The sequence below is a fragment of the Mesonia aquimarina genome (assembly GCF_003667275.1).
Lineage (GTDB): Bacteria > Bacteroidota > Bacteroidia > Flavobacteriales > Flavobacteriaceae > Mesonia > Mesonia aquimarina.
Window position 1 is genome coordinate 19,595 of record NZ_RCNV01000004.1, and the last position, 16,793, is coordinate 36,387.

General features: G+C 33.0%; 17 protein-coding genes and 1 pseudogene. 7 read left to right on the plus strand and 11 right to left on the minus strand.

Annotated features, from left to right (window positions below):
- Positions 1-129: 129 nt before the first annotated feature.
- The 3 genes from aceE to lpdA are packed head-to-tail and all read left to right on the plus strand — an operon-like array spanning position 130 to position 5,627.
- A complete protein-coding gene (aceE, locus tag D9R05_RS07140) occupies positions 130-2,802 on the plus strand; it encodes a pyruvate dehydrogenase (acetyl-transferring), homodimeric type (protein ID WP_121666539.1) in 2,673 nt (890 codons plus the stop codon).
- A 10-nt stretch (positions 2,803-2,812) separates the two neighbouring features.
- On the plus strand, positions 2,813-4,210 hold the full coding sequence (locus D9R05_RS07145) for a 2-oxo acid dehydrogenase subunit E2 (RefSeq protein ID WP_121666540.1): 1,398 nt from the start codon (positions 2,813-2,815) through the stop codon (positions 4,208-4,210).
- Positions 4,211-4,226: 16 nt separating this feature from the next.
- A complete protein-coding gene (gene lpdA, locus D9R05_RS07150; RefSeq protein ID WP_121666541.1) occupies positions 4,227-5,627 on the plus strand; it encodes a dihydrolipoyl dehydrogenase in 1,401 nt (466 codons plus the stop codon).
- 11 nt (positions 5,628-5,638) lie between these two features.
- On the opposite strand, the gene D9R05_RS15475 is transcribed toward lpdA, so the two are convergent.
- A complete protein-coding gene (locus D9R05_RS15475; RefSeq protein ID WP_162984918.1) occupies positions 5,639-5,782 on the minus strand; it encodes a hypothetical protein in 144 nt (47 codons plus the stop codon).
- Between the two features lie 232 nt (positions 5,783-6,014).
- Here D9R05_RS15475 and D9R05_RS07155 point away from each other — a divergent pair, with 232 nt between their 5' ends.
- The 4 genes and pseudogenes from D9R05_RS07155 to ligD (D9R05_RS15745) all read left to right on the plus strand — a co-directional run bounded on the left by D9R05_RS07155 (position 6,015) and on the right by ligD (D9R05_RS15745) (position 8,097).
- Positions 6,015-6,452 carry a PepSY-like domain-containing protein gene (locus D9R05_RS07155; protein WP_121666542.1) on the plus strand — a complete coding sequence of 146 codons (438 nt, stop codon included), beginning with the start codon at positions 6,015-6,017 and terminating at the stop codon, positions 6,450-6,452.
- Between the two features lie 236 nt (positions 6,453-6,688).
- Positions 6,689-7,255: pseudogene (locus D9R05_RS07160) on the plus strand (DNA polymerase ligase N-terminal domain-containing protein); the annotation flags it as partial.
- 16 nt (positions 7,256-7,271) lie between these two features.
- Positions 7,272-7,916: a non-homologous end-joining DNA ligase LigD gene (gene ligD, locus D9R05_RS07165; protein ID WP_121666543.1), complete on the plus strand. Its 645-nt coding sequence runs from the start codon at positions 7,272-7,274 to the stop codon at positions 7,914-7,916.
- Positions 7,912-8,097, plus strand: coding sequence for a non-homologous end-joining DNA ligase LigD (gene ligD, locus D9R05_RS15745; RefSeq protein WP_394340560.1), 186 nt, complete (start codon positions 7,912-7,914; stop codon positions 8,095-8,097). The genes ligD (D9R05_RS07165) and ligD (D9R05_RS15745) overlap by 5 nt, the downstream gene beginning before the upstream one ends.
- Here ligD (D9R05_RS15745) and D9R05_RS07170 read toward each other — a convergent pair.
- From D9R05_RS07170 to D9R05_RS07215, 10 genes are all read right to left on the minus strand, one after another.
- Entirely contained in the window at positions 8,094-8,462 is a 369-nt protein-coding gene (locus D9R05_RS07170; protein ID WP_121666544.1) for an SPW repeat domain-containing protein, read from the minus strand. The two genes, ligD (D9R05_RS15745) and D9R05_RS07170, sit on opposite strands and share 4 nt — an antisense overlap.
- A 2-nt stretch (positions 8,463-8,464) precedes the next feature.
- Positions 8,465-9,025: a vitamin K epoxide reductase family protein gene (locus tag D9R05_RS07175; protein ID WP_121666545.1), complete on the minus strand. Its 561-nt coding sequence runs from the start codon at positions 9,023-9,025 to the stop codon at positions 8,465-8,467.
- A complete protein-coding gene (locus D9R05_RS07180) occupies positions 9,022-10,095 on the minus strand; it encodes an NAD-dependent epimerase/dehydratase family protein (RefSeq protein ID WP_121666546.1) in 1,074 nt (357 codons plus the stop codon). Before D9R05_RS07180 ends, D9R05_RS07175 begins: the two co-directional genes overlap by 4 nt.
- A gap of 61 nt (positions 10,096-10,156) precedes the next feature.
- Positions 10,157-11,074 (minus strand): succinylglutamate desuccinylase/aspartoacylase domain-containing protein, encoded by a 918-nt coding sequence (locus D9R05_RS07185; protein WP_121666547.1) that lies wholly within the window; start codon positions 11,072-11,074, stop codon positions 10,157-10,159.
- A gap of 11 nt (positions 11,075-11,085) precedes the next feature.
- Positions 11,086-12,135, minus strand: coding sequence for a glutathione synthetase (locus tag D9R05_RS07190; RefSeq protein WP_121666548.1), 1,050 nt, complete (start codon positions 12,133-12,135; stop codon positions 11,086-11,088).
- Entirely contained in the window at positions 12,132-13,982 is a 1,851-nt protein-coding gene (locus tag D9R05_RS07195; protein ID WP_121666549.1) for a flavohemoglobin expression-modulating QEGLA motif protein, read from the minus strand. Before D9R05_RS07195 ends, D9R05_RS07190 begins: the two co-directional genes overlap by 4 nt.
- A gap of 48 nt (positions 13,983-14,030) precedes the next feature.
- On the minus strand, positions 14,031-14,681 hold the full coding sequence (locus D9R05_RS07200; protein ID WP_121666550.1) for a flavodoxin family protein: 651 nt from the start codon (positions 14,679-14,681) through the stop codon (positions 14,031-14,033).
- Positions 14,682-14,756: 75 nt separating this feature from the next.
- The gene (locus tag D9R05_RS07205) at positions 14,757-15,242 is read right to left on the minus strand and encodes a YciE/YciF ferroxidase family protein (RefSeq protein WP_121666551.1); all 486 of its coding nucleotides are present in this window, start codon (positions 15,240-15,242) and stop codon (positions 14,757-14,759) included.
- A gap of 475 nt (positions 15,243-15,717) precedes the next feature.
- A complete protein-coding gene (locus tag D9R05_RS07210) occupies positions 15,718-16,458 on the minus strand; it encodes a DUF3891 family protein (protein WP_121666552.1) in 741 nt (246 codons plus the stop codon).
- Between the two features lie 65 nt (positions 16,459-16,523).
- On the minus strand, positions 16,524-16,772 hold the full coding sequence (locus tag D9R05_RS07215) for a DUF7218 family protein (RefSeq protein WP_121666553.1): 249 nt from the start codon (positions 16,770-16,772) through the stop codon (positions 16,524-16,526).
- Between the last annotated feature and the right edge of the window lie 21 nt (positions 16,773-16,793).

Consider the following 16,793-nt stretch of genomic DNA (forward strand, 5'->3'; position numbering starts at 1 on the left):
TATCAAAAGTTAGAATAATGATAAAACTTAGGGTTTTCATGCTATAGCTGTGTTAATTACCTTCATTTTCAACCTACTTATATTTAATTTCATTGATGTCTAGTTAATTTCTAAAAAACCTTCTTCAATATGAGTCCAAAAAACAAAAAAAACGCTACCGCCATTGAGAATCAAGAATGGGTAGATTCTTTTCTTTGGATTATCCAAAATAAATCGACCAAACGAGCCAGTGAACTTTTAGAAATCCTTCACAAGGAAGCTAAAAAACATCAAATAAATTTACCACAAGAATTAAGCTCTCCTTACCAAAACACCATCCTCACACAAGAAGAAGTAGATTACCCGGGAGATGAAGAACTAGAAGAAAAAATACTGGCATATATTCGTTGGAATGCGATGGCTATGGTCGTAAAAGCCAATAAAGCAGATGCCGGTATTGGCGGGCATATCTCTACCTATGGCTCTATTGCCCAACTTTGGGAAGTCGGTTTTCAACATTTTTTCAAAATAAATAAAAATGAAATAGCAGATCAGGTGTATTTTCAGGGACATGCCTCTCCCGGGATCTATGCTAGAGCTTACTTAGAAGGAAGGTTAACTAAAAAGAACTTAGAAAATTTTCGGCATGAAGTTCAATCCAAAGACGGACTCACTTCTTACCCTCACCCGCGTTTAATGCCGGATTTTTGGAGCAATCCTACCGTATCTATGGGGTTGGGACCCATTCAAGCAATTTACCGAGCAAGATTTAATAAATATTTATATAATCGCGGACTTATAGAAGAAAATGACAGTAAAGTCTGGGCTTTTATAGGGGATGGAGAAATGGATGAAGTCGAAGCCCGAGGCGCGATAAATATTGCCTCCCGTGATAAGCTAGACAATCTTATTTTTGTAATAGATTGTAATTTACAACGACTTGATGGGCCCGTACGAGGTAACGGAAAAATAATTCAAGAGTTGGAACAACTTTTTAATGGTGCCAGCTGGAACGTCATAAAACTGCTTTGGGGAAAAAAATGGCAACAACTTATTGAAAAGGACAAAAGTGGGAAATTACTGGAAAAGCTCACTAAGCTTACCGATGGTCAACTTCAAAAATATGCCTATAGTGATGGTAAATTCCTGCGGAAAGATTTCTTCGGAAGTGATAAAGAACTAAAAAAACTGGTGGAAGATTATTCTGATGAAGAACTGAACAACTTCACCCGGGGTGGTCACGATTTCCATAAGATTTATAACGCTTATAAAGTTGCTTTAGAAACCAAAAACAAACCCACTATTATTTTAGCGCAAACCATTAAGGGCTATGGTCAAGGCAGCGCAGGAGAAGCTAGTAATGTTTCTCATAAAACTAAAAAATTCAACAAAAAACAATTACAACATTTTCGTGATTTTTTCAATATTCCGGTAGAAGATAAAGACCTAGAAAAAATCCCTTTTATCAAACCTAAAAAAGATAGTAAAGAAATCGAATACCTTCACCAACAAAGAAAAGAACTTGGGGGTTATCTTCTCCACCGAAAAGACAAAAGCACTAATCTGGATGCGCCGGACTCAACAATTTTTGAAAGTTTCTTAAAAGGTTCTGGTGATGATGAAGCTGCCACTACCATGGTAATGATCCAAATTCTTGGAAAACTTATGAAAGATGAAAGCATTGGAAAGTTAATCGTTCCCATTATTCCGGACGAATCCCGTACTTTCGGAATGGAGTCTTTATTTAGGCAAGTAGGAATTTATGCTCCCGATGGACAAAAGTATGATCCGGTAGACAAAGAAAGTTTGCTGTATTACAAAGAAGCAAAAGACGGAGCCATTTTAGAAGAAGGAATAACCGAATCGGGTTGTATGGCTGAATTTATAGCCGCCGGAACCACCCATCTCACCCACGGAATAAATACCATTCCTTTTTATTTCTTCTATTCTATGTTTGGTTTTCAAAGAACAGGAGATTTAATGTGGGCTGCAGCAGATGCAGGGGCTAAAGGCTTCTTAATGGGAGGTATTTCAGGAAGAACCAGTATTCCAGGAGAAGGTTTACAGCATCAGGACGGACAAAGTCATCTCTACGCGTTGGCTTTTCCAAATTTAAGAGCTTACGATCCTGCTTTCGCTTACGAGCTCGCCATTATTATCGAGGAAGGAATTAAAAAAATGTACGTAGAAAAAGAAGAGCTTTTCTATTATGTAACCATTAGCAATGATACTTTCCCGATGCCAGAAATACCCCAAAAAGAGATAAGCCGAGAAGACATCGTGAAAGGTTTATATAAATTCAAAAAATCCAACAAACGTAAACAGACCAAAAAAGCACATTTATTTGGAAGCGGCGCTATTATGATAGAAGTATTAGAAGCTGCCCAACTCTTAGAAGATAAATTTGATGTAGGTGCAGATATTTGGAGCATTACCAGTTATAAAGCACTTTACGACAACGCCATCGATACCGAGAGAAACAACCGCTTGAAAGCGCAGGTGAATAAAGAACCTACTTTTATAGAGCAACAATTAAAAGACGAAAAAGGAACTTTTATAGCCGCATCAGATTATGTAAAAGCCTTACCAGAAGCTATTGCCAGTTACTTTCCAGAAAAACTTATTAGCCTAGGAACCGATGGATTTGGCAGAAGTGATAATCGGGCCGCACTACGTGGTTTTTTTGAAGTTGATGCAGAACATATTGCTTACGCTGCATTATATGGCCTGGCGCAGCAAAATCAAATAAGTATGGAAGAACTGAAAAAAGCAGCAAAAAAATTAACTATAGATCCTAAAAAAATAAATCCCAGAACTGCATAAACAATTCATCATGGCAAAAGAAATTAAAATACCACAAATCTCAGAAGGTGTAGATACCGCGACTATTTCAGAAATATTGGTAGCTAAAGGGGATAAAATAGAAGAAGAGCAAGCAGTGGTATCGGTAGAAACCGATAAAGCAACAGCCGAAGTCCCAGCCACTTCTGGCGGAACAGTAAAAGAAATTAAGGTAAGTGAAGGCGACGAAGTAAAAGTTGGTGATGTGGTACTAATCCTAGAAGAAGGCGATGAAGAAGAGGATTCAGCAGAAGATAAGCAAGAAGAAGCTGCTTCTGAAGAAGAGGAACAACAGGAAAATAAAGATGAAAATGAAGTTGAAGATTCAGCAGAAGACACCAAGGAAGAATCAGATACTGAAGAAGAACAGCAACAGGAAGATGAAGATGAGGATTCCGAAGAAGATGTAAATAAAAAAACACAAGAAAAAAAGGAACAGGAAAACTCTTCAGATGAAGAAGATAAAACGGTAGAAAAAGACAACTCTTCAGAAGAAAAGAATGACTCTAGTGAAGTGCATGCTTCACCCGGAGTTCGCCGCTTAGCTCGGGAATTAAAGGTGGATCTTCAACAGATAAAAGGCAGTGGTGAAAGTGGTCGGATTACCGAAAAAGATGTCAAAAATCATCATAAAAATGGCGATAAAAAAAGTGGTTCTTCGTTAAGCAAATTACCCGATTTTAGTAAATGGGGCACAGTTGAAACGAAAAAACTAAACAGCATTAAAAAAACGACCGCCAAAAATGTGACCACTTCTTGGCAATCTATTCCGCATGTATTTCAGTTTGGTGAAGCCGATATTTCAGGGATTGAAGCTTATATAGAAAAACATCAGGATAAAGTAGAAGAAGCCGGAGGAAAGCTTACCCTAACTTCCATCCTTACCAAAATAGTAGCTACAGCCTTGCATCAATTTCCAATCTTCAATGCAAGTATAGATGTAGAAAAGGAAAAAATGATCCTCAAAAAATATGTGAATATAAGTATCGCCGTCGCTACGGAGAAAGGACTTCTTGTTCCGGTTATTAAAAATGCAGATCAAAAAAGCATTAAAGATCTTTCAGTAGAAATTGCAGAAATCGCTCAAAAAGCTCGTGATGGGGAACTTTCTAAAGAAGATATGGAAGGCGGAAACTTCTCTATTTCTAACTTAGGTGGTATTGGCGGCACTAACTTTACACCTATTGTATATTATCCTCAAGTTGCTATTTTGGGGGTTTCGAGAGTAAGTACAAAACCGGTTTTTGTTGAAGACAAGTTTGAACCCAAAAGCATTTTGCCGCTTAGTCTATCTTACGATCATCGGTTAATTGATGGTGCCGACGGCGCTGCCTTTATCAACTGGATTGAAAAAGCCTTGGAAGATCCTTACGAAGCTTTATTAAGCTAATTACAAAACAAAAAATATGGCAGATAAAAAGAAAGAACTTGTAATATTAGGAGCCGGACCGGGCGGCTATGCAGCAGCTTTTCATGCGGCAGATTTAGGATTGGAAGTCACTTTAATAGACCCTGAAGTAAATCCCGGTGGTGTATGCCTCTATCGGGGCTGTATTCCTTCCAAAGCTTTATTGCATTTAGCTAAAACTAAGGAAGAAGCACTAAATGCTGCCGAATGGGGTCTAAAATTCGAAGAGCCAATAATTGAGCTTAAAAAAATAAAAAAGTGGAAGGATAAAGTCATCCAGAAGTTAACGAATGGCTTAGGAGAATTAAGTAAATCTCGAAAAATTGAATACTTTCAAGGAAAAGCTAAATTTATTGATGAAAATAAAATAGAGATCACTACGAAAGATAAGGAAACTTCCACACTTTCTTTTAAAAACGCTATTATCGCTACAGGATCTTCTGCGGTGAGCTTGTCCAATATTAAAATAGACCATAAAAAAGTGTGGGATTCTACTGATGCGCTTCAACTAAAAGAAATCCCTAAAAAATTATTGGTCATTGGCGGTGGTTATATCGGCTTAGAATTAGGGAGTGTTTATGCCGCATTGGGTAGTAAAGTCTCGGTAGCAGAAATGACCAGCGGTTTTTTACCGGGAACCGATAAAGATTTGGTAAACGTGTTTGAAGAGAAACATCCTTTTAAAGAGGTCTTCTTCGACACTAAAGTTGAACATGTAAAAGTGAATAAACAGAGTATAAGTGTTTCTTTAAAAGGAAAAGACAAAGAACAAACCAAAAAATTTGACGCTGTTCTGGTGGCAGTGGGCAGAACACCCAACACGAAAGATTTAGGTTTGGAAAATATAAACATTTCTCCCAATGAAAAAGGTTTTTTAGAAGTAAATAGTCAACGAAAAACCACCTCAGAAAATATTTATGCCATAGGGGATATTACCGGAGAACCCTTATTGGCACACAAAGCTACTCATGAAGGGAGAGTGGCCGTAGAAGCAATAGCCAATAAAAAAGGAGCAGGTTATGATCCTAAAGTTATTCCTGGAGTAGTATTTACTCATCCTGAAATTGCTTGGTGTGGACTTACAGAAACACAGGCTAAAGGAAAAAATAAAAAGGTGAAAATCGTGAAGTTTCCCTGGTCTGCCTCGGGAAGAGCGATGGCGATTGGAGAAAATTCAGGAATCACCAAATTACTCATAGACCCCGAAAGTGAAGTGATTTTAGGAGGTGGTGTGGCCGGAAAAGATGCGGGAAGCTTAATTCCCGAAATCGGTTTAGCCATAGAAATGGGAACCACGGCAAGTGACTTATCCTTAACCATTCACCCCCATCCTACCCTTTCGGAAACCATTATGGAAAGTGCAGAACTCTTTTTTGGAAACGCTACTCATTTAAAATAACCGTATTTCTTTTAATTAAAAAAGTTTTTTATTTTTTGCCATAAATTTTTGGGTTTGGGATTTTCTCGATAAACGTCCTTTTTTTCTTTCTTTTGATATTTTTCTCGTTGACCCTCATCAACAGGGTAGGTTTCATTTGGTTTATCTGTCTTCATAACTTTAAACTTTGTGACAAATTAGTAATAAAGAGTTATTATTACTTTTTTTATATCTTAAATTTACTCTATTATTTTCAATTTAATTTCTTTTCCACCAATTCATTAACAGTTAAATATCAATATTTTACAGTATTTAACATATTGTGTTATTATTATACGAATTCACAAAAATTTAATTCTTTTTTTTTAGATAGTATGTAACTTTAAAGTGAACCAAAAAACAAAAACTATGAAAAAATTAATTCTAAGTGGAATCCTTGGTTTGTTAACCATAGGGTTTACTACGGCCCAAGAAATTAAGGATTTTCCGTCTGCGGCACAGGATGTAGTAAAAACACATTACTCTAAAGAAAGGATAAAGAAAGTAGATGTAGATAAACGAGATCAAGATGAAATGTATCAAGTAAAATTTGAAAATGGAACCAAAATAGATTTTAATTCTAAAGGTGATATCACTCAAATTAAAGGCAATGAAGAAATTCCAGCCGAATTGATTCCAAAAAAACTTAGGGATTATGTAAATTCTCATCACAAGAACAAAAAAATAACAGAGTGGGATTTTGATGGAGAAGAACATGAAATTGAATTAAATGACGGTACAGAATTAGAGTTCACCAAAAATGGGGAGTTTGATGAGGAATATAAATTTTTAGGATTGAATTGGTAGTTTATCATATTATTTCCCTATAAAAAAGCTGGCTTTTGCCGGCTTTTTTTATTTAACGATACTTATCATTAAGTAAAACAAACTGTTAACGTAATAAATATAAAAGATAACACAATCAATTTATTATCAAAATCTTAGCATTTTTTAAACCCTCATTTTTTATAATTCCTGTACCTTATATAAGCTTTATCAAAAATAACACTTATGGAAAAAAGTGATTATCAAAAAAAAGAGACTTTTCAAAAACAAAAGAACCAAGTGGAAATAAGAGCATAAAAAAAACCACTCATAAAGACCCTATTTTTGTTATTCAAAAACATGATGCCACTAACCTTCACTATGATTTTCGACTAGAAATAGCAGGTACTTTAAAGTCTTGGTCAATACCTAAAGGGCCTAGTCTTGATCCTCGTATTAAACGAATGGCGATTCCTACTGAAGATCATCCTATAGCATATGCTAAATTCGAGGGTGTCATCCCGCAAAATCAATACGGTGGTGGCACGGTTATGATATGGGATAAAGGCACTTTTGAAAATCTAAAAAAAGACCCTTCAATCAATCTTGAAAAAGCTTATAAAAAAGGACGCTTAAAATTTTTTTTAAGTGGAAAAAAATTGCAAGGTGGCTATACACTTATTAAAATGACTAGTGGAAATATGAAAAATAACTGGCTACTTACAAAGATAAATGATAAAAATGCTGATGCAAGGCGAAAGTCTCTAAGTACCCAAAATAAAAGTGTGATAAGCGACAGAACACTCGAAGAAATACGAGAAGATAAAAAAACCCAACTGAAGTAATAAAAGAAGAACCGCAATGAAAATTAATGCAGTAAAGATTACACATCCTGACAAGCTATGGTTTCCTAAAAATAACATTACCAAGTTAGCAGTAATTCAATATTATGAAAAAATAGCAGATCTCATGCTACCTTATCTTAAAAATCGCCCTTTAACACTACACCGTTTTCCGGATGGAATCGATTCTAAAGGTTTTTATCAAAAAAATGCAGCAGATTACTTTCCTGATTTTATTCATGTCATACAAATAAAAACCGAAAAGGCTTATAATTATCAACCAATGTGTAATAATAAAAAAAGCCTTTTATATCTTGTTAATCAAGGCACAGTAAGTTTTCATGTGTGGCTATCCCAAAAAGATAAACTTTACAAACCCAATAAAGTAGTTTTTGATTTAGACCCTCCTGAAAATCCCTTTAAAAAGGTAAAAGAAGCTACTAAAAAAACAGTTGAATTTTTCAAGAAAAAAGGAAAAAAACCTCAACTCATGACTACAGGAAAAAAAGGTTTTCATGTTTGGTATACTCAACGTAGAACAAAAACTTTTGAAGAGTTAAAACCAAATTTAAAAAACTTTGCTGTAGAATTAACTGCTCAAAACCCAAGTCTATTTTACAACCGCTGTTCGAAAAAACAAGCGGAAAGGAAAAGTTTTTATTGATTACCTACGAAATGCTTATGCCCAAACTTCGGTTTGCCCTTATTCATTAAGAGCTACTACAGAAATGGGAATTGCCACTCCTATTAAATATAATGAATTAGACAATGTAAAAAAAGCTAGCCAATATAATTTAAATACTATTGAAAAAAAGATTCAAGGATTAGTAATAAAAAACCGTTAGTTTTCTTCTTTATAGTGAATGGGATCTTTTTTCCATAGGGAACCCCATCCGCCTCCATAAGTTCCTTCGACTTTTCCTTTTACAGTGCTAAAAACAAATACAAGAACACCTACCGTTATATTATTGATTAATCCAATTTCTGAAGAATAATCAAAAAAAAGAAAATAAGCTAAAAGCCAAATAGCTAATGGATAATTCCATTTTCTTACTACACGAGTAGCTTCCCAATAAGCAATTACAGAAAAAGTAATAATTAAAGGTCCAACAATATAAGAATTGTTTGCTAAATCGTTATCATAATTTAATACGGCTGGCGCAATCATTAACCATAAACCTAAAATTGTATTTATAATTTGTGCCCACATAATTAATTTACTTTTTTAATTTCAGATTTTACTCCCCAAAAAACCTTCCACAATGAAAGCTTCTTTTTTTTTGCCCGTTGCATATACTGTAAACTTGCTAGCATTTCATCCATTGCAGGACCAATCATTAAAATAGAAATAACTGCTGAAGCTAAACAAAAAGTACACCATGCAGAAAACAAGACAGGTTGAAAAACCACCAGCATAATACTTACGAGACCTAATGGACCTACCGCCAAACCAAAGACAATAACTACCCAAGGTTTTGTTCTCCATCTATAGGTCCCGCCAATTACCCCGGTGACAGCGTCAACCAAATAGCCAAAAGCTCCTAATACCGCGTCTGGAACCGGTAAAACATTGGATACTTTCGAATTCAAAATTTTTATACTTCCTTTACCAAAAAAAGGCTCCCAAACTTCATCAATAATATTTAATTGATATAATGAAAGGTATACAGCGATACCAAATCCAATTATTGCTAAAATGACAATAGGGATACGTTGAGACCATTGTGCAGGATTATAACCCCAGCCTGGTGGTATGTGATTATCTGTTTTCATGAAAGATTATTTTTTTTGAACCATTTATTAGGATTTCCTTTCAGGTTTTTAATTATAGTAGGCAAGGTTTTCATTACAGAATGAGAGGGCGTCCAATCTAAATATTTTTTAGCTCTACTTATATCTAATTCATAATGATCATCTGCACGATCTATCATCCATGGCTTAATAAAAGGATCGCTCACTAAATCAAGGGCCCACGCTCCTGCTTTGGCAATTTCTGAAGGAATTTGTTGTGTTTCCCATTTTTCATCAAAAAGAAGTTCTCCTATTTTATCTTGTAAATCTTGATAACTCGGTGTGGCAGGTTCTCCTATATTAATAGCCAAATCGTCAGGGAGGTCTTTTCTTCTATCAACCGTTTTTTCTATAGCTTCTAATAAATCTTCTAAATGAATAAAAACATCTCCATGAGATGGGTTACCGGAATACAAATGACTTTTTAAATCTTTCTCATATATTCTTTTAATTTGCTGTGTAATAGGTATGGAATGTCCATAATCATTATATACTCCGGCAATACGTAAGAAAACCGTCTTTAAACCTTCGTTATGCTCTTTAATCATTTTTTCTGTATGTAATTTAGAATCAGGATAGCCCCAATTGGTTTCCATAGGACTATTTTCGGTAATTTTTTTTCCTGGTTTTGTTGGCTTATAAATTAGATTGGAGCTAGAATATATAAATTGGTCTACTTCAAAATCTTTTAGTTGATTTAACAGGTTTCTAGTACCTTTTAAATTAATTTCTTCATAAGCAGGACTATTTTTAGTATTAAAATTATAAAAAGCGGCTAAATGAATAACAGAGGCTATTTTACTTCCATAACCATATCTAATTCTTTCCATTGCATGGTCTATGGCTTTCTCGTCTTTAATATTAAAATTTACACATTCTGCTTCTAAGGGTGGGTATGGTGGCCCTACCCGATCTAGCCCTATTACTCTATATTTAGGAGCTAATTTTTTAATCAATGAAAAACCTATCAATCCGCTACTTCCTGTAATTATTATTACCTCTTTATCTTGGATTCGCGCTCCTTTCTCATCATGATCAATAATTTCATCCATAACTGTTTATTGTTTATTATAATTAGTACTTATTTAGTATTAAAAATTATAGTTGAATCTATTAATTTTTCACCTCTTCAATAATAAAGAAACCATCATCACCTTGTTTCTGATATAATGGCATAAAAATTCGTGCATTCCACTTGCTTTTTATTTCTTTACCATTTAGAATGGCTAAAAGTTCTCCCTTTTTTATTTCTTGAAAATTTTGATATCCTGGTTGCATTTCAAATTTATCTTCTGGTAAAATTCCTTTTCTATAAGATATTTCAAAAGTTTTTTGATTAGGTGCATTGATACTGGCAAAATTTTCCACACAAGCCGGATATATTGAAATGTCTTTTAAATTAAGTCGACAAGCCTTTTCTAAGGCTAGCCAAATCATTCCTTCATGATTTTCTATGGCATGCTTGCTAGTATGTTCTCCGGCTTCAAAAACGAAACCTGTAAAACCACTTCTACTTAGATAGTGATCTATATCTCCTGTAATAATATCACTAAAGCCTTTGACAATATAGGTAGGGAAATTATGTGCCCATTTATTATTATCATTTACGTCTTGAACAGACATATAAGGCAAACTATCTGAAGATGTAGTATGACAATCTATAAAATATCGTTTAGTATACTCTTCTTCTGGAAATTCATCTAGTACATTGATGATCTCATACATTTCTTTTTCTTCGTGACTTTCAATCTTTTTCTTTTCTAAATTTTCTATCGTCCATGTCCGGTTAAGATCTTCATCTATATATCTTTTATTTTTATTGAGTGCTTTTTTATTTCCTGCGAGACCTAAAATTGTACCTTTAATAACAGGTTTTGTTTTATTTAATTCTTTAAAAACATTTAATAGTGCCTGTACACCACTGGGTTCATTACCATGTACTCCCGCGGTAATTAAAAGCAAAGGGCCTTTTTTTTTACTATCATACGTCCCTATAATTCTAGGAATCTGTTTATTTAGTTGTGTATTCATAATTCTCTATTTCATTCCATGGTTGCTAAAACACGATTAGAAAGTTGTTTACCATATAGTCTTTTATAGTGTAATTTTTTTTCAATCGCATCTATTACTTCATCTGTGAAATCAGGATAGCCTATCTCGTGAAAATGATCAAGCCCGCCGGGGCTTAAAACATTAATTTCAATTAATTTATCTTTTACCACATCTAAGCCGACAAAAAATAACCCGTCCTGTATTAATTTTGGAGCGGTTAATTCTATTATTTTTTTCATTTCAGGAGTTAGTTCTACAGTTTCTGCTGTAGCGCCTTGTCTAAAATTACTTCTAAATTCTCCTTTACACATTTTTCTTCGAATCATCGCATGTTTACCATCTCTTTCTATAAGTCTCCCGTTCATTAATAAGATTCTTACATCTCCGTTTTTAATGTCTGGTAAATATTCTTGCGCTATTACATAGCCTTGCTCCGTAATAGTTTTGATAATTTGATTTACATTTTTTTCATGCTCATCTATCAAGTAAACATGTTCTCCGCCAGATCCTTCTAAAGGTTTTAAAACCATTTTTTTCTTCTGTTTTTCCCAAAACTCAAGAATATCTTCTTTTTTTCTTGTAATTATAGAAGCTGGTTTTATACATTGAGGTAGCTCTTCAAAATATAATTTGTCGATAAATGCATGAGATAAGGCATATGCATCATTTAATACTAACACCCCTGCTTGTTGCATCATTCTCCCAAATGCTATTCCGGCTTGTTCTGCCCATTTCCTTCCCGAAGCTTCTTCTGTAGGGTTATTTCTAATAAAAAGAACGTCAACCTCATCAGCCATTATCATTTTTTTCTTTCTTTTTTTGCTCTGTAAATGCTTTAAAAATTTTTTAGACGTAGTTAGTTTAGTTGTTTTTAAAACTTGTATACAGTTTAACCCAATGGGAGAATCATAGTGAAAACTAAACCCTCCAACACTCATTACCAATACAGTGTGACCTCTTTGATGAGCTTTAGTCATAATTGCTACGGATGTACCACAAGTTTCTGTGGCTATATCATTTAATACAAAGCATATTTTCATGTGGCTATCATTTTAGAAAGTGGTAAACCATCTCGAATTAATTTTAATCTATTCTTAAAGTTTTCATATGATATAAAACTTGGTTTTATAACATTCTGTTTTAATATTCTTCTTTCCGTAAGTTCTTTTATAATAGGTGTATGTTCTAACGAAAATTTACCTGCTAGAAGTGGTTCATACTCTCCCCCTTTTTCTAGGTGATTTTTAAGTTCAACCAATCCTTTCAAATAAATTATATCTTTTAAAAAACCACCACCTTGCATTATTCTAGAAGTTATATTAAAAGCTCTTTCTTTAGAAAATCCATAATCTTTACAAAGCAATCGGAAAATTTGAATGAAATCTGCTCCATCCATTAATGCACTTCCTGCGACTACTCTTCCTGCTAATGTACGCAACCGATTAGCCGTTAATCCTCCTACAAGATATTCAGCCATCACTGCTAGTCCTTCTTGAAGAGAATCGTAGCCTGCTAAACCTATACTTAATTGCTCTAAAGGTTGTTGTTTCCCATTAAAATAGGTAAGCACATGGGTTCCTACTTCATGTTGGATGAGTGCTTTTGCTTCATTTTCGTTCATTTTATAATCTTGCGGAATGTAAAGCGCTCCTTGAGAAACCATCATAATATTAACATCCTTACGAATATGTACTTTGCATTTAAAACTAGGATCTTGAGTAGAAAAAAAATTAAATTCATTCTCAGCTAAATATTTAAAATCCTTAGCATTAATCAGCTCTGCTGAAAACTCACTTGTGTCTTCGGACACTTCATTAAGAAGTTTTATTGCTTTATTTTTCAAGTCCTTTTCGACCCCCTTATAAAGCCGGATACTATTGTAAAAAAAATTGCGTGTTCCTCGTTCAGCTAGCATGCTAATCTGTTGATCTAACTCTTCTCTTTTTTGATGAAAAAGGAAAGACATTGTTGGGTCATCGATTTTTTCTAATCTTAGGTTATATAATTTTCTTTTTAAAACATCCGGATCTATTGGTAATAAGCGATAATGATAATTCAAAACGTTTTCATAGTTACTTTTAAAAAAAGTAGTTTTAATTTCATTAATATTTGCAGGAGAAACCAACCAAAGAAACTGATACGAACGTTCTATATTGGACAATTTCCTATCAATTTCAAAGACTTTATCTTTTAAGTTTTTTTTACCTAAAGAACTATAACTGCTTATTCCACTGGAAGTTTGTACCCGAATATATTCATAAATAGCTTTTTGCAATACTTTTATCAATGCATCTCTAAAACTTCTAAAAAAAACGGGGTATAATTTTCCTTTTTCAGTTCTAAAAACCGGGGGTATTTCTAGTCCTACTACTAATGCTCCGCATTTTTTTGCGTCTTCAACTTTAAGTAAAGGTTTATCATTTTCCTTTTGGCGATAAGGTGTATTTACTATTTCAACCTCTAAAAACTTTCCTGTATATACAGGGTTCATTTTATTTAATTCTTTTTGAAGGACTTTTAATGTAGTTGGTAATTTATCTGCAGGTCCTTTAATAAAAAAAGATTGACTTTGCGAACTTCCCGCATAAATCTCAAATACTAAATACGATTTAAACTTATTGGAAAGATGATCTGCAATGGAATATATTAATTGTTGGTATAACTTAAAATTTTCTGTTCCTACTATTAAATAAGAAGTTTGACTTTGAAGCATTCTAGAAATACCACCATCATCTTTTTTTTGTCTGTAAATAAGTAAATAGGGTAAACCTTTTTCTATATATAATATACCTCCATCAGAGAAGTTACAGAAAACTGTATTATTTTTCTTTAAAGAAACTAATAGATCTTTAATTAATTGTTTTGATAAAACTGAAAAAGTAGGCATCGAAAATTTCTTTTTTAACTATTTTTTAAACAACTGATTTTCTTATTTTTAAGAACTCATCTGTTTAGCTTTTTCTTCTACTTCCTGAAGATCAATAGAATAAGGAGCTTCTTTTAATGTTATAGCAAGATGAACTAAGTTTTGTAACATAATTAATAACATATTATTCGTAAATTCATGTTTGTCACCTTCTGCTTCAATATAACTTGGACCGGGTCCAGCTTTCCCTACATAATAGGAAAAAGCATTTACAGGCAATGTAAAACCATGCTCATTTAAATCAAACAAAATATTTGAAATAGCCTTCTTAGCACCATCCTCATTACCATCGACCATTACACCAGCTACTTTATTATATGTAGGGTATTGGCTATTATCTTTTTGGTTTTCCGTCATTATTCCCTCTAATCGTTCTGCAATCTTTTTAGCTATAGAACTTCGATCACCTCTCCATATAGGAGTGGCAATAATTAAAATATCTGTTTTTTTTATGAGTTGTAATATTTTTGGCCATTCATCATCATCCCCTTCATCTGAGGTTATACCATAAGCTATATTATAGTCGGCTATTCTAATTTTTTTAGAAGTGACACCAAGCTTATCAAAAAACTTCTGTGCTTGTCTTATAAAAGCTTCAGTATTTGAAGTTTTTGGTTTTTGCTTTAAAGTACAATTGAGAAATAAGGCATTTAGTTTCATAAAAAAATATTTTAATTATAAAAATGAATTAAGTAAAATGTTAGTATCTGAATATACAAATAGTAAAGGCAGGTTCTAGGATTTAGCTTTGTTATTAATCCTATTTTGAGCTATTTTTTTTAAGTTTTCATCTGTTCTTTTCTCTTCTTCTAAAGTTTGTTTAAGAATTTCTGCTTGACTATCTAAACCCAATTCTTCTGCATAAGAACAAACTGCCCAATAGCCGGCAATTTCATAATGCTCAATTCGTTGAGCTTCTGCAATAAGCCCAGCATTCTTTACATTTTCTGAAGTTTGTTCTTCTAAAAAACTTTTTGTTTCCTTTATAAGCCCTTGCATAGCTTTACAAGTTTTACCTCCTAATTGAAAATGTAAATGCTTGCTTATAATAATTAAGCGTTTTTTATGATCTTTAGTTTCTTCTAAATGATCTCTAAATGTATTTTCCAGATTTTTATCATTTGTACTTTCTGCCATAATTGGCAAAATTTTCAATAACTGATCTTCTGCGCTATACAAGTCTTTTAATTGATGTTCAAATAGGGCTCTTAGTGTTTTCATAGTTGAGGATCTCAATTAGTTTTTTCTTAAAGATAATTAAGAAAATTTTCTTTAAGCCTTATTTACCAATACATTAACGAAGCTTGTTAAGAGGAGGTTAACTATTGTTGAGAGAGCTGTTTTGGTATAAAAGTTTTGCTTTAATCATCATTGAAAATTCTATCTCTGATAATTTTTTTCTTAACTGTATAGCTTAATTTTGGAATTAAAATTTTTATATTTTAATAAGTTTTTGTAATAGGAATGTTGTATGATTGCTTCCATTATTCGACAGTAGTTTCATTCTAATTCTGAAGAAAATTTAACTCAAGAAAGGAGGTTCTATTTCAAATAAACCCAGGGCATCTTAAATTTTAAAACCAAGAAATAAGAGCATAATTGCAGTTGTAAAACTTGATATGTAATACTAATTATTAGTATAGTATAACCTGTATATAATTCTTTTATCCAGCCATGAACGCTATTATAATATTGATTAAGATTGGTGTAAGCTATACGAGACTAAGTGAGGTTGCGTTTGTTTTAATGCGCTTTTGAAAGAGTCCTCATTGCTAAAAGTAGCTATATTTACCAAACGCTGTTCTACAGATAAGCTTATTTTATTTTCTTTAAATAGCCAGGGTTCTACAGTTATTTGATTTTTTTTATTTTTAAATATATAATAGGTTTTATCTAAAATAGAGGTATTAATTTCTAATTTTCTATGGCCTGTCGGAATTTCATTCTTGCAGAGAATTAGAGATAAACGATCACAGAAGCGTAAAATATCATAAGCAGATTTTACCTCTTCAGATGTAAGCGAATAGATGCGTAAAACTTCTTGTTCAACTTTTTTTTGTTGGAGAAAAAAATCTTGAATAAGCTTACTTTTTTTTCGCAAATGACCATATAAAAAATTAAAATGATAAACTACTAATAATGCACTGTATAAAGACTTTGGGTACACTAGATGAAAAATTCTTTTCATTCTTTTTAGGATTTGCCAAACCGTATCAGAACTTTCTGTAAAATCTAACGGGATTCCATTTTTTGAAAGATATTTTTTTTCTGCAAAATTTAACTGTTGATCATCATGAGCACAAATCGCTAATACCAACTCCTCCCAATATTGTGTTCTTACAGAAAAATTTAATTCTTTAGCTATTTTGCTTGCTAAAAAGCCATGAGCAGTATGATAAATTAAGGCATAACCATTTTTTTTCTTATTGACAATCATCCCTTTTCTTGATTTTAATACTCCCTATATAATGTAATGGCGAGTATAAATTAAAATTAGATTATTTAATGATTACGAAGTTTTTTAATTAACTCCTCTTTATTCATCTCAGAATAGTTTTTTATTCCTATTTCTTTTGCTTTTTTATCAAGTTCTTTTTTTGTTCGCTTTTCATACTTTTCCGCCTTCCCTCCTTTTTTACCGGAATTACTAGTATTAGCAATACGAGCTGCCTTTTCCTTACTCATTCCTTTATCACGCAATTCTTCATATTGCTTATCATCCTTAATTTGGTTACCGTGATTCTTAGTCATTATATTAAAATTTAGAATTAT